Annotated in this window: 19 protein-coding genes; 11 read left to right on the forward strand and 8 right to left on the reverse strand. The window is 68.5% G+C overall.

The window, feature by feature from the left end; all coding sequences use genetic code 11:
- The first annotated feature begins 23 nt into the window (after positions 1-23).
- The 7 genes from NMQ11_RS17230 to NMQ11_RS17260 all read left to right on the forward strand — a co-directional run bounded on the left by NMQ11_RS17230 (position 24) and on the right by NMQ11_RS17260 (position 7,484).
- Entirely contained in the window at positions 24-734 is a 711-nt protein-coding gene (locus NMQ11_RS17230) for an ABC transporter permease (RefSeq protein WP_255170930.1), read from the forward strand.
- Entirely contained in the window at positions 731-1,498 is a 768-nt protein-coding gene (locus NMQ11_RS17235; RefSeq protein ID WP_255170931.1) for an amino acid ABC transporter ATP-binding protein, read from the forward strand. Before NMQ11_RS17230 ends, NMQ11_RS17235 begins: the two co-directional genes overlap by 4 nt.
- 37 nt (positions 1,499-1,535) lie before the next feature.
- Positions 1,536-2,231: a TOBE domain-containing protein gene (locus NMQ11_RS17240; RefSeq protein ID WP_255170933.1), complete on the forward strand. Its 696-nt coding sequence runs from the start codon at positions 1,536-1,538 to the stop codon at positions 2,229-2,231.
- Positions 2,232-2,360: 129 nt separating this feature from the next.
- Positions 2,361-5,429 carry a hypothetical protein gene (locus tag NMQ11_RS17245; protein ID WP_255170934.1) on the forward strand — a complete coding sequence of 1,023 codons (3,069 nt, stop codon included), beginning with the start codon at positions 2,361-2,363 and terminating at the stop codon, positions 5,427-5,429.
- Between the two features lie 105 nt (positions 5,430-5,534).
- Complete coding sequence (locus tag NMQ11_RS17250) at positions 5,535-5,894, forward strand: ArsR/SmtB family transcription factor (RefSeq protein ID WP_255170935.1); 360 nt, start codon at positions 5,535-5,537, stop codon at positions 5,892-5,894.
- On the forward strand, positions 5,887-6,729 hold the full coding sequence (locus NMQ11_RS17255; protein WP_255170936.1) for an arsenite methyltransferase: 843 nt from the start codon (positions 5,887-5,889) through the stop codon (positions 6,727-6,729). The genes NMQ11_RS17250 and NMQ11_RS17255 overlap by 8 nt, the downstream gene beginning before the upstream one ends.
- 83 nt (positions 6,730-6,812) lie before the next feature.
- Entirely contained in the window at positions 6,813-7,484 is a 672-nt protein-coding gene (locus NMQ11_RS17260) for an MBL fold metallo-hydrolase (protein ID WP_255170937.1), read from the forward strand.
- 16 nt (positions 7,485-7,500) lie between these two features.
- Here NMQ11_RS17260 and NMQ11_RS17265 read toward each other — a convergent pair whose 3' ends face one another.
- The 3 genes from NMQ11_RS17265 to NMQ11_RS17275 are packed head-to-tail and all read right to left on the reverse strand — an operon-like array spanning position 7,501 to position 10,823.
- On the reverse strand, positions 7,501-8,790 hold the full coding sequence (locus NMQ11_RS17265; protein ID WP_255170938.1) for an ABC transporter permease: 1,290 nt from the start codon (positions 8,788-8,790) through the stop codon (positions 7,501-7,503).
- A gap of 1 nt (position 8,791) precedes the next feature.
- A complete protein-coding gene (locus NMQ11_RS17270; protein ID WP_255170939.1) occupies positions 8,792-10,081 on the reverse strand; it encodes an ABC transporter permease in 1,290 nt (429 codons plus the stop codon).
- The gene (locus NMQ11_RS17275) at positions 10,071-10,823 is read right to left on the reverse strand and encodes an ABC transporter ATP-binding protein (protein ID WP_255170940.1); all 753 of its coding nucleotides are present in this window, start codon (positions 10,821-10,823) and stop codon (positions 10,071-10,073) included. The genes NMQ11_RS17270 and NMQ11_RS17275 overlap by 11 nt, the downstream gene beginning before the upstream one ends.
- A gap of 239 nt (positions 10,824-11,062) precedes the next feature.
- Here NMQ11_RS17275 and NMQ11_RS17280 point away from each other — a divergent pair, with 239 nt between their 5' ends.
- From NMQ11_RS17280 to NMQ11_RS17290, 3 genes are all read left to right on the forward strand, one after another.
- On the forward strand, positions 11,063-11,578 hold the full coding sequence (locus NMQ11_RS17280) for a hypothetical protein (RefSeq protein WP_255170941.1): 516 nt from the start codon (positions 11,063-11,065) through the stop codon (positions 11,576-11,578).
- 142 nt (positions 11,579-11,720) lie between these two features.
- On the forward strand, positions 11,721-12,458 hold the full coding sequence (locus NMQ11_RS17285; protein WP_255170942.1) for a hypothetical protein: 738 nt from the start codon (positions 11,721-11,723) through the stop codon (positions 12,456-12,458).
- Between the two features lie 117 nt (positions 12,459-12,575).
- Positions 12,576-12,986, forward strand: a complete 411-nt coding sequence (locus tag NMQ11_RS17290; protein ID WP_255170943.1) for a VOC family protein — start codon at positions 12,576-12,578, stop codon at positions 12,984-12,986.
- A gap of 15 nt (positions 12,987-13,001) precedes the next feature.
- Here NMQ11_RS17290 and NMQ11_RS17295 read toward each other — a convergent pair whose 3' ends face one another.
- The 3 genes from NMQ11_RS17295 to NMQ11_RS17305 all read right to left on the reverse strand — a co-directional run bounded on the left by NMQ11_RS17295 (position 13,002) and on the right by NMQ11_RS17305 (position 15,281).
- A complete protein-coding gene (locus tag NMQ11_RS17295) occupies positions 13,002-14,015 on the reverse strand; it encodes a metallophosphoesterase (RefSeq protein ID WP_255170944.1) in 1,014 nt (337 codons plus the stop codon).
- A gap of 233 nt (positions 14,016-14,248) precedes the next feature.
- Positions 14,249-14,758, reverse strand: coding sequence for a metal-dependent hydrolase (locus NMQ11_RS17300; RefSeq protein WP_255170945.1), 510 nt, complete (start codon positions 14,756-14,758; stop codon positions 14,249-14,251).
- The gene (locus tag NMQ11_RS17305; RefSeq protein WP_255170946.1) at positions 14,751-15,281 is read right to left on the reverse strand and encodes an OB-like fold-containing membrane protein; all 531 of its coding nucleotides are present in this window, start codon (positions 15,279-15,281) and stop codon (positions 14,751-14,753) included. The genes NMQ11_RS17300 and NMQ11_RS17305 overlap by 8 nt, the downstream gene beginning before the upstream one ends.
- Before the next feature lie 130 nt (positions 15,282-15,411).
- On the opposite strand from NMQ11_RS17305, the gene aglF reads away from it, so the two are divergent.
- Positions 15,412-16,143, forward strand: a complete 732-nt coding sequence (gene aglF, locus NMQ11_RS17310) for a UTP--glucose-1-phosphate uridylyltransferase AglF (RefSeq protein WP_255170947.1) — start codon at positions 15,412-15,414, stop codon at positions 16,141-16,143.
- Positions 16,144-16,167: 24 nt separating this feature from the next.
- On the opposite strand, the gene NMQ11_RS17315 is transcribed toward aglF, so the two are convergent.
- Positions 16,168-16,887: a CatB-related O-acetyltransferase gene (locus NMQ11_RS17315; RefSeq protein WP_255170948.1), complete on the reverse strand. Its 720-nt coding sequence runs from the start codon at positions 16,885-16,887 to the stop codon at positions 16,168-16,170.
- A gap of 239 nt (positions 16,888-17,126) precedes the next feature.
- Entirely contained in the window at positions 17,127-17,348 is a 222-nt protein-coding gene (locus NMQ11_RS17320; protein WP_255170949.1) for a hypothetical protein, read from the reverse strand.
- Between the last annotated feature and the right edge of the window lie 4 nt (positions 17,349-17,352).

The raw sequence follows: 17,352 nt of genomic DNA on the forward strand, positions 1-17,352 counted from the left end.
GAGCGGACCGCGAGACTCACACCATGATCCCCCCGACGATGGTCGCGTTGGCGGCCGAGTTCCCGTTCGAGTGGACCTACATCCGGAGCATCATCGAGGTGTCGCTATACGTGAGCCTCACGGCCGTCGCGATCAGCACGCTCCTGAGCGTTCCGATCGCGCTCGTCGTGGGAGTCAAAGAGTTCCGCGGGAAGGGGCTGTTGACGTCGATCATCACGACCGGAATGGGCTTTCCGAGCGTCGTCGTCGGCCTCGTCGTCCTGTTCACCGTCTCGAACCAGGGGCCGCTTGGCTCGCTCGAGCTCGTCTTCACCCCCGAAGCGATGATCCTCTCACAGATCGTCCTCGCCGCGCCGGTCATCACGGGGGTCAGTCTCGCTGCGGTCTCGAGCGTCGAGCGGGGGGTGCGCGAGGCGGCGTTCGCGATGGGCGGCACCCGCCTCGACGTCGCCCTCGTGACGATCAAGGAGGCCAGGTACGGCATCGCGACGGCGGTTTTGGCCGGGTTCGGGCGCGCGATCAGCGAGGTCGGCGGCGTCCTCATCGTCGGCGGGAACATCGCCGGCGCGGACGGCGAGTCCTACACCCGGACGCTAACGACGGCGATCCAGCTCGAGGCCCGCCAGGGGCGGTTCGAAACGGCGATGATTCTGGGCGCGATTCTGGTCGCGCTGGTGTTGCTCGTCAACGCGATCGTGGTTCGGCTGGGCGACGGAGGTGGTGGCTACCGATGACGCTCCGCGCCACCGCCCTTGAACACGGCTACGGGGGCGAGACGGTCCTCGAGGACGTCACGCTCTCCGTCGACCGAGGTGAGGTCGTCGCGATCATCGGCCCCTCCGGCGTCGGCAAGACGACGCTCCTCCGGATGCTCGCGCTGTTCGAACGCCCGCACGAGGGGAGCCTCGAGTTCGGGGAGACGGACGTCTGGCGGGTAACCGAGCGGACCAGACTCGAGTGTCGGCGGCGGATCGGAATGGTGTTCCAGGAGGCGAACCTCTTCGACGGGAGCGTCCGTCGAAACGCCGAGTACGGCCTGCACGTTCGCCGGTCGTGGGGCGACCGGCTGCGCCGGGAGGTCGCGGACGTCCTCGGACTGCGAAACGGTACGAGCAGCGCGATGGAGGCCCTCGAGATCGTCGGCCTGGGGGATCGACTCGAGCAGCCGGCGAGTTCGCTGTCGGGGGGCGAGGCCCAGCGGGTCGCGTTCGCCCGCGCGCTCGCGTACGATCCCGACTACCTTCTGCTCGACGAACCGACGTCCGACCTCGATCCGCGGAACACGGCCGTCATCGAGGAGGCGGTCCTCGAGGCGCGCCGGCGCGGCCTCGGCGTGGTCGTCGCGACGCACGACATGCACCAGGCTCGTCGGATCGCCGACCGGGTGGGGGTCCTGCTGGGCGACGGGATCACCGAGATCGGCCCGACGGAGCGGATCTTCGAGAACCCTGACGACGACCGAACGCGAAAGTTCATCGACGGAGAGTTGATCTACTGATGGCTCCGACCGTACAGTTCCAGCGGTGTTCAGACCCATGACCGTCGAGAAGGGCTACCGGACCGAGCTGTCGATCGACGACGTCACGGTCGATCGCCGGGACGTCGAGATGTTCGAGGCGATCGACCAGCACGGGTCGATCCACGCCGCGGCCGACGCGCTCGGCCGCTCGTACGCCCGGTTGCAGGGTCGGATCGTCGAATTAGAGGGGGCCCTCGGCGAACTCACGGAGCGCCAGCGCGGCGGCGCCGGCGGCGGAGGAACCGAACTCACCGCGACGGCCAGAAGGCTGCTCCGGCGGTTCGAACGCCACCAGACGGCGCTCGAGGGCGTCGCCCGCGTCACCGAGTCGGTGTTCACCGGACGGGTCGTCGAGCGAACCGGCGAACTCGGGACGGTCGAAACGCCGGCGGGGCGGGTAGTCGCGCTGGTACCGGAGGGGGCAACCGAGGTGCAGATCGGCGTCCGCTCGGACGCGGTCGTCCTCGCGACGGCTCCGACGGAGGACGACCGGACTAGTTTTCGAAACCAGTTCGTCGGCACCGTCTCCTCGCTCGAGTCGGGAGCGGCGATCGCCAGCGTCACGCTCGCCCTCGACGGCGGGGTCGAACTCGGGACGGTCATTACGACCGCGAGCCTCGAGCGTCTGGGGCTCGCGGTCGGCGAATCCGCCGTCGCGTCGTTCAAGGCCACGGCCGCGCGGGCGATCCCGCTCGCGGACGAACCCGAGTAGCCTTCGGCCGGCGAGCGGCGGGTGCGGTTGCTCGCGCTCTCTCCGGCACGAATGACACTCTTTACCACACATTGGTATCCGAGTTTAATTTTGTGAAATATAATGGTCCAGGACGCCGTAGCAGTGGCTATGCGCCGACGGCGGTACCTCCTGGGAGTGGGCGCGGGGGTTGGTGGCCTCGTACTGGGGCGTGAGCGGATCGCGACGGCCGACGCCGAGACAATCTCCGTCAGCATCGTCGAGACGAACGACCCGATCGAGGCGGGTGAATTCCTCGAGATCGTCGGCGAGGTCGAAAACGCCGGCGCCGATGAGGTGCAGGCGGACCTCGAGTTGCTCGTCGGCGGCGAGCCGACCGCCGCACGACGGAGCTTCGGGCTCGAGGCGGGGGAGACGCGCACGGTCGAGTTTCACCACCGGACGTATCCCGTCAGGCGGGACAGCACGTTTCCGGTGGGAATCGCGGGACCAGACGGCACTGCAGAGCGCACCGTCGAGGTGTACGGCATCGGAGAGTTAGCGGTCGAAGCCGTCCGCCCGGAGACGCCGCTCACCGTCCAGCCGGGGTCGACAGTGCTGTTCGAGGTCGCGCCGGACGACCTTGGCGAGTTCGGCGGCCGAACTCACTGGTACCTCGACGGCGCCTACGCAGGCCACTCGAGCGGCCCGTGGTTCGCGGCCTACGCGCTCGCACAGGGGGCTGACTTCTGGCGACACACCTTCGAGACGTCGGGCGAGACGACGGTGACCGCGGTCGTCGTCGGCGAGGACGAGAACACCACCGCGCGGTGGTCGGTTGACGTCGCCGACGACGGCGCCGCCGCGCCGACGATCGACGACGCGTCCCCCGATTTCGGCCCGATCGACGCGTCCGAATCGTCGTCCGTCGAGCTGGAACTCGCGGTGTCCGATCCAGCAGGCGGACTGGATCGCGTCGTCTGGTGGCTCGAGCAGGCCGACCGCGTGCTGGACGTGAGCGACGTCGACGGAAGCGAGGACACGGCCACGCTCTCGGTCGACGGCGGGGAGCTGTGTCACACCTGCGCCGTCGTCCCCTGGGTGATCTCCGAGTCGGGGCTCGTCACCGAGGCGAGCGGCTGGACGGCGAACCGGGCGTTCGACGGCGACCTCGAGGTGACGATCGCGGAGACGAACGACCCCGTCGAGGCGGGAAGCGTCCTCGAGGCGACCGTCGACGTCGAAAACCGCGGCGCCTCGGCGGCCAGTCAGGAGCTCCGCCTCGAGGTCGGCGGCGAGGTCGTCGACAGCGAGTCGGTCGACCTCGAGGGCGGGGAGACGGACCGGCTCTCGCTCGGTTACGAAACTTACCCCGTTCGCCAGGACGTCCGGTTCCCGATCCGGGTCGTCTGCGAGGACGATTCGGACACCCGAACCGTCGACGTCTTCGCGGGTGACGTCGGATCCACGCGGGTTCGAATCCTCGAGACGAACGCCCCGGTCGGGGCGGGCGAGTTCCTGGAGGTGGTCGCCGAACTCGAACACGTCGGCGAGGCGACGGTCACGCGCGCGGTTCACCTCGTCGCCGGCGACCGCGTCGACACCGCAGAGGAAACGCTCTCACCGGGGGAAACCACGACCATGACGCTCGGCTACGAGACCTACCCAGTCCGCCGGGACGTCGAGTTCCCGGTCGTCGTCGAGACGGCGGACTACCGCGACACGCGCACCTTTCGCGTCTTCGCCGACGGCGTTCCCTCGTTTCGCGTGACCGGTCTCGAGGCGGACGACCCGGTCGACGCCGGCGAGTTCCTCGAGGTCGTCGCCACGCTCGAGAACGCCGCCGAGGGGGAGCGCACCGACGAGGTTCGACTCGTGGTCGGCGGCGAGGTCGTCGATTCGACGGACGCGACGATCGGCGGCGGCGACACCGCGGCGGTCGAACTCGGCTACGAGACGTATCCCGTCCGCCAGGACGTCTCGTTTCCCGTGACGGTCGCGACCGACGCCGACGACGCCGCGGTCACCGTCGACGTCCTCGCCGACGGAGACGACGACCCGGACCTCGAGGTCGAGTTCGAGAGCTGTCGGCGCGCGGTCGTCACCGGGGCGTTCGACGACGGCGAGACGCTCTCGGCGAACACCGGCTTCTACGACCTCGCCGGCTACGGCAACACGGTCGGCGAGGACTGGCTCACCGTCGGCGACCACGTCGAGGCGCCGTTCGAGGGTACCGTCGTCTTCGAAGTCGGCGAGGACGACGGCGTCTCCGTCGACGGCGACGAGGCGGTCGTCACCGTCCGCGAGTCCGGGCAGTTCGGCACCGCGATCTCCGGCGTCCGAACGCCGGACGCCGAGGGGGTCGTGGGGGCCAACCACGAGAACCCGCACGACTGCCTCGACGAGATCAGACCGGAACCGCCCGAACTCTCGGTGGCCGACGTGGCGCCGCTCGAGGACGGGGACCTCGAAGTGACGTTCGAGGCGGCGAACCCGACGGACGTCGACATCCCCGTCGAGAGCGCGTTCGTCGGAGCGACGACCGACGAGCCGCCCGCGGAGCTCGAGGCGGGGACGACGGCCGCCACCGCCGAGTGGACGCCCGACTCGGGGGACGAGCGACTGGCCTGGGAGGTCGACTTCTCCCGGTTCGAGTACGAGGAGCCGATCCGGGCGGAGACCGAACCCGCGGAGACGTACCTCCCCGAGGCAGACCTCGCCGTCAGCGTCGTCGACGCGAACGACCCGGTCGACGCGGGCGAGGTCCTCGAGGTGACCGCCGAGGTCACGAACGACGGCGCCAGCGAGGTGACGGAGACGCTTCGGCTGGTCGTCGGCGACGAAGCGGTCGATACCGCGTCGGTGACCGTCGCCGGCGGCGAGACGGAGACGGTTTCCCTCGGCTACCGGACCGCGACGGTCGCACGGGACGTCCAGTTCACCGTCGTCGTTGAGGGCGAGACCGATTCGGACGAGCGAACGGTCGACGTCCGTGGCGGACAGCCCGAGGACGGGGACGAGACGGACGAAGCCGACCCGCCCGCGAACGACGACCCATCGGAAAACGGTGATCCGCCGGACGGCGATGAGACCCAGGGGGACGACCCGCCTGACGAGACGACAGCCGACCCGCCGGAGAACGACGAACCGGCCGATAGCGGCGATGGCGACGGGTCGGCCGACGAGACTGCGCCACCCGACGGCGAGACGGAGACCGGCGCCGATAACGACTCGGGGTAAGGACCCTCACCCCTTCTCTGCGTGTCCCCGAACGGAGATACGGTCGATCAGTCACCCTCACCGCAAACCCTATATTAGGTCGCGCTAATATTAGGAATAGCTAAAATGGCTCTGTCCCACGACACCGACGATTCGAACGCCGCGTCGGCCTGCTGTTCGGCGTCCCACCCGCTGACCGAGCGCGAGCTTGTAGCGGACGTCCGACTGCTCGGGGCGGTCGGAAACGACACCCGGTACGAGGCGCTTCGGCTCATCGCAGGCGTCGAAGACGGCGTCTGCGTCTGCGAACTCGAGCCCGCCCTCGGCGTCAGTCAGGGCGCGGTCAGCCAGGCGCTCTCGCGGCTGTACGCCGCCGGCTTGCTCTCGAGGCGCAAGGAGGGGCGCTGGCGGTACTACAGCGCGACGCCGCGGGCGGAACGCCTCCTCGAAACGCTCGACGAGATCAGATCATCCGACGATGAGTGACGACAGCACACCACCCGACTCCGGCAGCACCGCTCCCGACGCGGCGGAACGGCGCAGGGCCGTCCGGGACCGCTACGCGGCGATCGCGGCGGAGCCGTCCGGTTGCTGCGAGACGGAGCCGTCGCCTCGCGGCGAGAGCGACTCCGGCGAGGCCGATCGGGTCGACAACTCGAGCGAGATGGGGTACTCGACCGCCGACGTCGAATCCGTCGCACCGGGGGCGAACCTCGGTCTCGGCTGTGGCAACCCGACCGCGATCGCGAACCTCGAGAGCGGCGACACCGTCCTCGATCTCGGCTCCGGCGCCGGTTTCGACTGCTTCCTCGCAGCCCAGGAGGTGGGCGACTCGGGGCGCGTTATCGGCGTCGACATGACGCCCGAAATGATCGAGCGGGCCCGCGAGAACGTCGCGGCCAACGACGCGACGAACGTCGAGTTCCGCCTCGGCGAGATCGAACACCTCCCCGTCGCCGACGGGTCCGTCGACGTTATCATCTCGAACTGCGTCATCAACCTCTCCCCGGACAAACCGCAGGTGTTTCGCGAGGCCTTCCGCGTCCTCCGACCGGGCGGGCGGCTCGCGGTTTCGGACGTGGTGGTGACCGCACCGCTACCCCCGGCGCTGCGGGCGGACATGGAATCCGTCGCCGGCTGCGTCGGTGGCGCGTCGTCGATCTCGGAACTCGAGTCGATGCTGACGGACGCCGGGTTCGTCGACGTCTCGCTCGAGCCGAAAGAAGACAGCGCGGCGTTCATCCGCGAGTGGGACGACGAGCGGGACCTGAGCGAGTTCCTCGTCTCCGCGCGAATAGCCGGGCGAAAGCCCGCCCCGTAGGGCGTCTCTGTCCGTGAATCGTGCACAACGTCTGTCGCCGACACCGACAGTTATCCCGCCGGCCATCGTACAGCCGACGCACCATGTCAGTCGAACACGCGGGACTCACGATCGAGCGGCTGGGCCACGCGAGCGTCCGGCTCGAGACCGCGGACGGAACGGTACTCTACGTCGACCCCTGGAGCGAGGTCCTCGAGGGCGAACCGGGCGACGGCGACGTCGTCTTCGTGACCCACGACGACTTCGATCACTACGACCCCGAGGCGATCGCCGCCGTCGCCGACTCGGGGGCCACGGTCGCGGTCTACGAGGGGATCGACACCGCCGACCTCGACCTCGACCTCGAGACGGTGTCGCTTCCGTACGACGGGGAGCGAACCGTCGACGGAATCGAGGTCAGAACGGTCCCGGCGTACAACGATCCCGCCGGCGACCACGTCGACGACGAGGGCGAGCCGTTCCACGCCGACGGCGAGGTGATCGGGCTCGTGCTCTCGATCGGCGGGACGAGCGTGTTCGTCCCGTCGGACACCGACTTCCTCGAGCACCACGAGTCGATCTCGGCGGACGTCTTCCTGCCGCCGATCGGCGGCCACTACACGATGGATCGCCACGAGGCCGCCGACTTCGCCCGGAGCGTCGACCCCGACCTCGTGTTGCCGATCCACTACGACACGTTCGAGGCCATCGAAACCGACGCCGAGGCGTTCGCCGCCGACCTCGAGGACGACGGCATCCGCGTCGAGCTGTTCTGACGCCGGCGGCTCGAGGTCACTCGAGGAGCCGGCTCGTCGCGCCCAGTCTCGAGGCGAGATAGGCGCCGACGGCGACGGAACCGAAGAGACAGATCACGGCGGCGACGGCGCCACCGAGCGCGTAGACGTCCGCGGTCACCCGGAGCAGGTCCGGAAAGCCGGTCAGCCGGACGGCCGCCTCGTTGACGCCCGCGGCGAGGACCGGCGTCGCCGCCAGGCCGACCAGCCCGCCGAGAGCGCCGAGGACCAGCCCCTGTACGAGCACGACGCCGGTGAGCGTCCACCGGGAGACGCCGAGCAGCTGTAACGCGACGAACTCCCGCGACTGCTGGACGACCGAGAGGACGAGCACGTTCAGCGCCAGCGCGCTGCCGACGAGGACGGCGAGGACGACCAGCGTGACCGCACTCGCCATCACCAAGACGTGGGACTCGAGCATCCGTTCGAACTGCTCCTCGTTCGAGCGGACCTCGTACTCCGGGTGCTCCTCCTGGATCGCCGCCTGAGCGGCCGCAGCGTCGGCCCCGTCGGCGAGCGCGACGGTGACGAACGTGGCGCGGTCGGATTCGGTCGTTCCCGCGAGCGCCTGGAGTTCGCTGAGCGGCATCGTAACGGTCGGCGTTCCGAGGAACTGCGAGTACGTCGAGGAGATTCCCACGACGGTCACCGCCCGCCCGCCGCCGTCGGCGCTCGAGGAGACGACCACGTCGTCGCCGACCTCGAGGCCCAGCGCGTCGGCCGTCGACCGGTCGACGATGAGTTCGTCCGTTCGCGGCCCGTCGTAGCCCCCGTCGGCGTAGTGGAGATCGCCTCCCTCGAGCGGTTCACCCGCCTCGAGGTCGAGTCCCGCGTGGGTGCCGGGGAGCCCGACCGCGGTCACGAGCTCTCGATCGTCCCCGTGCTCGACGTAGACGCCGTGGAACGCCAGCGGCGCGGCCGTCTCGACGTCGTCGCGGGCCTCGAGCGACGCCGAAATCTCGTGGGCGCCGACGATGGGGTTCTCGAGCCCGCCCTGGGGAGTTACCTCCACCGAGCCGCCGGTGATCCAGAGGTCCCGGTCTGCCGCCGCGAAGCGCTCCTGTCCGGTCTCGAGGACGCCGAAACCGGTGCTCGCCAGCAGCGTCACCGCCAGCACGGCGAGGGCGATCCCGAGCACCGACAGCGCGGTCCGCACCGGGGTGTGGCGAACCTGCGCGGCGGCCAGACCGACGACTCCGCGGGCGCGTGAAAGCGCCCGCAACGAGCGAGCGCGCTCGGCTTCAGGCCCGGTTTCGATTCCCGTTCGGGTGTCGTCTCGAGCGACCACGCTATCGCCCCAGCTCCTCGAGGACGGACGTTCGAGCGGCGAGCAACAGCGGGTACGGCGCGGCCAGCAGCGCGGAGACGACGGCGACGCCCAGGGCGTACGGTACCGCCCAGGATCCGAGCGAGACGACCGGCTCGCTCGTGACCGTCGCCTGGGCGATCGCGTTGACGAGCGCGACGCCGAGGGCGCCGACGACGACCCCGCAGAGCGCGCCGGCGACGGTCAGCGCCAGCACCGTCACCCCGACGATCCCCAGCCGGGCGCCACGCGAGAACCCGAGCGCCGCGAGCACGGCGATCGTCCGGCGGTCGCCGTCGACGGCCAGCCCCGTCGTCGTCGCGACGAACAGCACGCTGAGCCCGATCCCCACGATGGCCGCGGAGCCGCTGAGCGCCAGGGCGAGATCGTCGCTGCGAAGCGTCTCGAGGTCTGACCCGCCGGCCTCGACCACCGTCGCTTCCGGGAAGACTGACTCGAGATCCGAGCTGACGTCGCCGTCGGCCCGGACGAGGACCTGGTCGGCGAGGTCGCCGTCGTCGGCCCCCGAGACGGCCTGGAGCTCGCTCAGACGGAAGACGACGATCGGGAGGCCGTCCCCGACGGTCTGTCCCGAGGGGGTGTCGATGGCGCGGACGACGTGTTCGTCGTCGCCGGTCGAACCCGTCGTCCCGCTGCGAAACGAGACCGGGTCGCCGGCCGAGGCGTTCAGCTGTTCTGCGGCCGCCTCCGAGAGGAGGAGGTCGCCGGTGTACTCGCCGTCGTAGCTCCCCTCGGCGTAGTGGGGATCGCCTCCCTCGAGCGCGCCCGGCTCCATCCCCGCGACCGTCGGCGCCTCCTCGTCGGGCACGACGCCGACCGCGAGCGCGAAGATCGGGCCGTCGCTGTCGGGCGTCTGGACCCTGATCACGTCGACGAGCACCGGGGTCGCGCTGGTGACGTCCTCGCGCGCCTCGAGGTCGGCCGTCCGGTCGTGAACGTTTCCGAGCCGCGGTCCGTCGACGTCGACCACGGTCGACAGCGACGCGCCGTCCTCGGGTAACACGAGGTAGTCGGCGTCCGCGCTCTCGATGCCGGGGTCGTCCGCGAGGGCGATCGAGACGCCGGTGACGACGAGCAACAGCGTCACGGCGAGTGCGACGACGCCGACCGTCGCCAGCGTCTGTCTGGCTTCGGTGCGCCGCGTCCGCCACAGAAGCCGACGCAGAGCGAAGCGGGCGATCGTCGCCCACCGGATCGGACGCGAGCGCGCTTCCGGTCGCGTCGGGGCGTCGGGAGGGCCCTCAGCCGTCACCGTGGATCACCCGCCCGTCGCGGAGTTCGACGACGCGGTCGGCGACGGCCAGCGCGTACTCGTCGTGGGAGGCGATCACCACCGTTCGCTCGCCGGCTGCGGCGGTCAGCACCTCGAGAACCCTCCTGCCGGTCTCCGTGTCGAGTTCGCCGGTCGGTTCGTCGGCGAGGACGACGGCGGGATCGGTCGCGAGCGCGCGGGCGATGGCGACGCGCTGTTGCTCGCCGCCGCTGAGCGCTCCCGGAAGGTGCGTTCGCCGATCTGCCAGCCCGACCGCCTCGAGCAGCGCGTCGGCGCGCCGGCGGCGCTCCCGTTTCGGAACCCCGAGCTGGACGAGCGGCACGGCGACGTTCGCCCGGGCGGAGAGCGACCGGAGGAGGTGAAAGCGCTGGAAGACGAACCCGACGGTTTCGCGGCGGATTCGGGCCCGTTCCCGCCCCGACGCGGCGGTGAGATCCGTTCCACACAGCTCAACGGTCCCCGAGGTCGGAACGAGCAACCCGCCGACCACGTGGAGGAGCGTGGACTTGCCGCTCCCGCTCGGCCCGGCGAGGCCGACGACGTCGCTGGGCCGGGTTTCGAAGGAGACGCCTCGAAGTGCATCTACCGGCGTCGCCGACGGCTCGGGCGGCCGGACGCGCCTCCGGAACCGGCCGGCGCCGTGGGCGCTCCCGAACTCGTGGGAGACGTCCGAACACCGGATCGTCCGCTCGACCGCCGTGTTTCTCGGTTCCCTTTCCATCGTGCGTGACAACGTAACAGCACGGCGGGACGCCCCGTTCGGGGTTTGTTTTGCTGTCCCTACTCCGCCCCACCGGTCGGCTCGTCGGGGGCAATCAGGTGTTGTGAGCGGCGAGTTCGAGCGACTTTCGGACGATCGCCTCGCGGAGAAACGCGAGAGTCTCTCCTCCCGATAAACGTTCCGTTGGTGCGGCTCCCTCGAGCCCCAAACGGCTTTACTCGGCGCGCCAATACACTCCCATGGCCGAGGAAAACGGGGACCCCCTGTCGACCGACGAGTTCGTCGAGTACTGCCGGACGCAGGCGGGGCTCCTCGCGGGGTCCGTCGAGACGATCGGGGCGGAGATCGGCGAGTTGCTCGACGAGATCGACGACGAGATGGCTGAGATCCGATCGCTGCTCGAGGAGCGCGAGGAGACCGCGGGGCCGACGGCGCCCTCGTCGCCGACGGGTCCCGACGCCGGCGCGGTCGACGTCGCGACGATCGAGGAACTGGAGGCGGGGCTCGAGACGAAGCAGTCGCTCGTCGAGGCCAAACAGGCCCGGATGAACGCCTTTCAGGAACTCGCCGCGGACTATACGGAACTCGCCGAGTCGCTCCCGTCGGAGGCCGACGACGGCCGGGAGGCGATGGAACTCGTCGTACGATTCGAACTCGAGCGCGACGCCCCGGCGTACTTTCCGGACCGACAGACGGTGTGTGAGGCGGCCGCAGCGGCGGCGGACGACGAACCGTCGGAGCGGCGTTCGACGTGACGTGTTCTGTGTGCTCGCCACACGGTGACCCGACCGAACGCGGGTACTGTTTCTGCAAGACACATTGCATTAAACGCCAATTAAGTATTTGCCCGGCCCTCCCAGATCTACCACTGTGGCGTACGAGTATTCGCGGTCTGCAGTGCTAACGGAACTCTGGATTGCCCTCGCGACGCTCTTGCTGCTGGGCGTCGCGAGTGCCTCGCTTGGCGTCGTGTTACACCTCAACGGCTCGCTCGCCTCCGTCGGCGCGTTGATCGGTTCGAGCGACGCCGTCGACGCCTGGCTGATCGTACTCTTTCTGGGGGCCGTCGCCGGCGCCGCGTTCATCGTCGGGATGAACCTCGTCTCCGAACTGCTCGAGTGGACCGACACGGCGGACGGCCTGGTGTACAACCCGCTCGCCGGCACGTTCTTCGGGATGGCGTTCGGGCTCGTCCTCTGGACGGTCGGCGTGGCGATCGCCGCGCCGCTCGGAATGGAGTACCTCGCCGGCCAGCAGCGGCCGTTCCCGTACTTCCACCACGAGAGTCTCGCCGGTTTCATGGTGTACAGCATCGTCATCGGCGTCGGCTACCCCGTGATCCGGTGGTGGGAACGCGACATGATGGTCTACTACGGAGCCGAATCGAGCCCGGTGACCCAGATCGACGCGGAGTACGAACCCACCCCCGAGGACGAAGCGGTGCTCGAGGTCCTTCAGGACGGACGCGACAGCGGCGCACCCTGGGGGCGGGCGAACCAGCGGTGGCTCCGCGAGGAGACCGACCTCGGCAAGCGGGAGGTCGAATCGTCGCTCCGGGCGCTCCAGAACGCGGGCTGGATCCGCGAGATCGCTCGCGACTGTTACGAGTTCGTCAAAGACCCGCGGACGGACTGACTCGCCGATCGCTCTCGAACCGTTCTACCGTCGTGCGAGGCACCGCTTCGCTCGAAGTTTTGTAACGGCCGGCCGAACGAGGCGTATGGATCCACAGAGACGCCCGCGGAGGCTGCGATGAAGCTCACCGGTATCGACCACTTCGTGCTCACCGTCGAGGACGTCGACGCGAGTTGCGCGTTCTACGGAGAACTGGGTGCCGACGTCGTAACGTTCGGCGCGGGCCGAACCGCGATACGGTTCGGCGACCAGAAGATCAACCTCCACCCGACGGATGCCGACGTCGACGTCGTCGCCTCGAGGCCGACGCCCGGCGCCGGCGACTTCTGTCTCGTCACCGAGACGCCCATCGAGGAGGTCGAACGGGAGTTACGCGAGCGTGGTATCGAGATCGTCGAAGGACCGGTCACCCGGACCGGTACCAGGGGGCCGATCACCTCCCTCTACTTCAGAGACCCGGACGACAACCTCGTCGAGATCGGCTCGTACGAGGACGCCCGAGCCGGGACCACCGGCTGCGAGCGGTAAGGAGCTGTTGACCGTTCATCCGAACCGATCGGCGAAGTCGAGTTCGAAGTGAAACTCGCTGGCGGCGTCGGTTCGGTACTCCTCGAGCCAGGGCGAGTACGTTTCGACCTCGATCCGGTCGGGGTCGTCGGTCGTCGTCGGAACGAACCGTATCAGCCGGAGCCAGCCGTTCCCGCCGTTCGGAAAGTGCTGGTAGTTCGCGAACAGCTCGTACAGCCTCGAGCCGTCGCGCGTCGACGACACCTGGTGATACGCTCCGGCGTCCGTGTCGTGGTAGTTCGCGCTCAGAATCATGAACACCTGCGGGTTCGGGTACAGCAACGTCTCGAATATCTCCTGCCCGGAGTTGCCGTCGCCGGATCGCTCTTCGACCGCTCGAGACCGTCGCCCGCCGTCCCCGTCTCGCAGGTACGAGTGGGTCGTGACGATCGTCGGCAGGTCGGCGTGATTCTCGAGGACGGTCTCGGCCCACTCGAGGGCCGCGTCGGGCGCTTCCCACTCGAGGGTGAGGTGGACGAACTCGTAGGCGCCGCCCGTCACGTACTGGTAGCTGCTGCGTTCGTTCGGACCCGCCCCGCCGAAGTACTCCTGACCCGCGAAGCGGGCCGGACCGACGTACTCCCGGTAGTGCTCGGCGCCGCTCTCGCGGTCTTCCTCCGCGGCGTAGTCGTGATCGCCGATCGCGACGGCGTAGGGGACCGCACCGTTCAGGCGCTCGAATACCGGCTCCATTCGCTCCCACTCCTCGACGCTGGAGCCGTCCGAGACGACGTCGCCCTTGTGGACCGCGAAGACGATGTTCCGTGCGTCGGCGTTGTCCGCGATCCACGCCGCCTGCGCCCGCGGAATCTCGAGGAGCTCCTCGTCGACCGCGTAGTTCTGGGTGTCGGGCAGCGCCGCGATCGTCCAGCTCCCTTCCGGCATCGACTCGTCCGCCCCGGTACCGCGCTCGGCGCTCTCCTCGAGACAGCCGACGACGCCGGTTCCGATGGCCGTCCCGACCGCGGCGAGTACGGTTCGACGACGCATACCCTCGGTAGGTCCGGATCGCGGAAACCTGTTCCGCCAGCACGTCGTCCCGACAGCCTGCTCAACCAACGACGTCCCTGGGTTTTCGGCGGTACGGTGATACCGACGACGCCGACAGCGGTAACGGTACTGTCGATGGTCTCGACTGTACACGTACGATAGTGGATTTGATACTGCTCTTACTGCTCTAGTCGTGCGGACTGGCTCGAGGGACGAGCCGCCGGTCGCGGACGTTATCGGCCGTGAGCCGGGTGCGACTCCGACCGTCGCCGGTCGGCGAACCGTACGCCGGCGGCGACGAGCAGTGCGACGAGCGCCGGCCATCGATCGCTGCTGAGGTACAGGCTCGGCGTCGGCGGGTGGTACTGCGTGAGCGGCCACAACACGAGGTAGGAGTGTCCCGACAGTCCGACCAGGAGGAGGTCCAGCGCGTGGTGAGAGAGCATTCCCAGGAGCGCGACGAGGAAGACCCGCCGGCGGTATCGAGCCGGGACGACCAGCGCGCCGAGACAGACGACGAGTAGCGATCCCCCGAGCGTGTGCATCGCCCCCCAGTCGAACGGAACGCCGACCACCGTCTCGACCGCCGCTCCGGGAACGAGCAGGCCGATTCGATTCAGGTCGGGGATCATCGCCGCGGCCATCGCGACGGTCACGTAGCGGGGGGTGAGCCACTCGTAGCGCCACGAGAGGGCCGTCGCGCACGCGTACGCCACGAGGACGTGAGTGAGCAGTTCAGCCATCGTACTCATCCTCGCTCGAGGCGTCCGCCCCGCCGATCGTCAGCCCCCACACCGTCAGCGGTCGATCCCGCGGAACGACGCCGACGCTCGGATCGAGTCGCCAGTGTCGAATCGCCCGCAGGAGAACCCAGAGGGCCGCGAGCGCGGAGATGCCGTACATGTAGGCGAACTCCCAGCTATCTCTGACGAGGGTTCCTTCCGCGACGACGGTCGTCTCGTCGGTGAGCGGTCCAAACACCCTGAGGTTCTGTCCCTTCTCGACCGGCGGCGCGTCGACAACCCGTAGCTCGGTCGTCCCATACTCGGAGTTCACTTCGATGCGAACGGGGTCAGTCCCGACGACGGTACCGCTCGTTTCGACGTCCTGCCCGACGTACCGCTCTGCGTCGGTGACGAGTTCGTCCCCGCCGGGGTAGTGGTGTCGGTCCGGCGCCGGCTCGAGGGCGCCGAACCAGACGAACAGCCCGAGGAGTGCGCCGAGGCAGACGACGATCGCGAGCCCACGAGACGGGGAGGTGAGCATTCCGCTCGAGTCGTCGCACTCGAGGGGGAAAACGGTCGTGTTTCCGCGTGCTACCCACGTGTACGTTTCTCACACTCACGCACTGTAACGACCAGAATGTATATGTCAGTCGGCCTGTCACAGTAAGCCTATGAAAGCTGTCGTGCTCGCTGGCGGGGAGGGGACGCGTCTTCGACCGCTGACGGAGGACAAACCGAAGGGGATGGTCGAGGTCGACGGGAAGCCGATCTTGACCCACTGTTTCGACCAGCTGGTCGAGTTAGGCGCCGACGAGTTCGTCGTCGTCGTCGGTTATCTGAAAGAGCGGATCATCGACCACTACGGCGACGAGTATCAGGGCGTCCCGATCACGTACTGCCACCAGCGCGAGCAGAAGGGGCTGGCCCACGCGTTGCTCTGTGTCGAAGAGCACGTCGACGACGACTTCATGCTGATGCTCGGCGACAACATCTTCCAGGCGAACCTGGGCGACGTCGTCCGCCGGCAGGCCGAAGAGCGCGCAGACGCCGCGTTCCTCGTCGAGGAAGTCCCGTGGGAGGAGGCCTCCCGCTACGGGGTCTGTGATACGAACCAGTACGGCGAGATCACCGACGTCGTCGAGAAACCAGAGGAGCCGCCGTCGAACCTGGTGATGACCGGCTTTTACACGTTCACGCCGGCGATCTTCCACGCCTGTCACCTCGTCCAGCCCAGCAATCGCGGCGAGTACGAGATCAGCGAGGCGATCGACCTGCTGATCCGCAGCGGGCGGACGATCGACGCGATCGGTTTAGATGGGTGGCGTATCGACGTCGGCTACCCCGAAGACCGCGACGAGGCCGAGAAACGACTGCAGGAACTCGAGTCCACCGCGTCCGCCTGAGCGGGGTCTGAACGGAGAACCGGCTCAAGAGTCGGGCACCGGCGCCCGTTCGGGGCTCCCCTCGAGGGGCGACACGTCGTCGACGCTGCGAATCTGGGTTTCGAAGAACTCCAGATGTGCCCGGATTTTGTCGCCGTCCCACTCCCACCACGCCGTCTCGAGGAGCGCCTCCCGGACCTCTCGAGGGAAGCGCCAGCCGATCCGCTCGGCGGGGGTACCGGCGACGACCGCGTACGGTTCGACGTCGCTCGTCACGACCGAGCCGGCGGCGACGACCGCCCCGTGGCCGATCGTCACCCCGGAGAGAACGATACATCGGGTTCCGAACCAGACGTCGCTTCCGACCGTGATCGTGCCCTTGGAGGTGTAGGCAATCTCGCTGTCGAGTACCGTCTGATACAGCCGGCGCTGGATCGACGGCCTGTTCATATCGTGGTTCGTCTGCTGGAACGTGGTGTTGCGGGCGACCGCACAGTAGTTGCCGATTTCGACGGCGCCCACGAGCTCACAGCCGGGCTCGAGGTTCGTGTACCGTCCGACGGACACGTCGCCGTTGAGCACGCACTTCGTGCTCAGGCGTACGCCCGACTCGAGGACGACGTCCCCCCGTAGTAGGCACAGCGGGGCGATCTGCACCGATTCAGCGATCTCGAGCGTCGTCCGGTCACTCATCGCGTTGAGAAGCCCGTGGGTGTACCGCGGATACCCCATCGCAGACAGCGCCGCCTCGCTTACGGAGTTCATCCCGGTGTCCCTGTTACCGCGGGCCGGTAAACGCCCACTCGATCGTTCACGGGTGTTGGGCGCGGATACCGCCCCGAAGCGTGGTGAAAAGCATACCCTATCCTCGAGCGACCGGCGGTCGTGCTCGAGGCACCGTGTTCAAATACCGGTCCCTTCTGTAGACCGGCCCTACGGTCCGAAACCGACGTCTTCTCACGTACTTCCGTGAGGCTTCGGCTGCGTTCTTCACCGTCGGCGATTCACTCCACTCGGGCTCTGAACGCCCTCACGTACCGATACGCGGCGGTCAGAGCCAGCGTGTTCGTGCAGATGCTCGAGAGCAGGAGGAACTGATTCCGGCGTACCGCCCACCTCGAGTGCTGGGCGTCGGTACCGGCCCGTCCGGCGGTAAGGTGTGAAACGATCGCACCGAACCAGCCGCCGAGAGCGAGCAGCGCCAGCGCGCGTCGAAAGCGACTCATGGCC

The organism is Natrononativus amylolyticus (assembly GCF_024362525.1).
GTDB classification, from domain to species: Archaea; Halobacteriota; Halobacteria; order Halobacteriales; family Natrialbaceae; genus Natrononativus; species Natrononativus amylolyticus.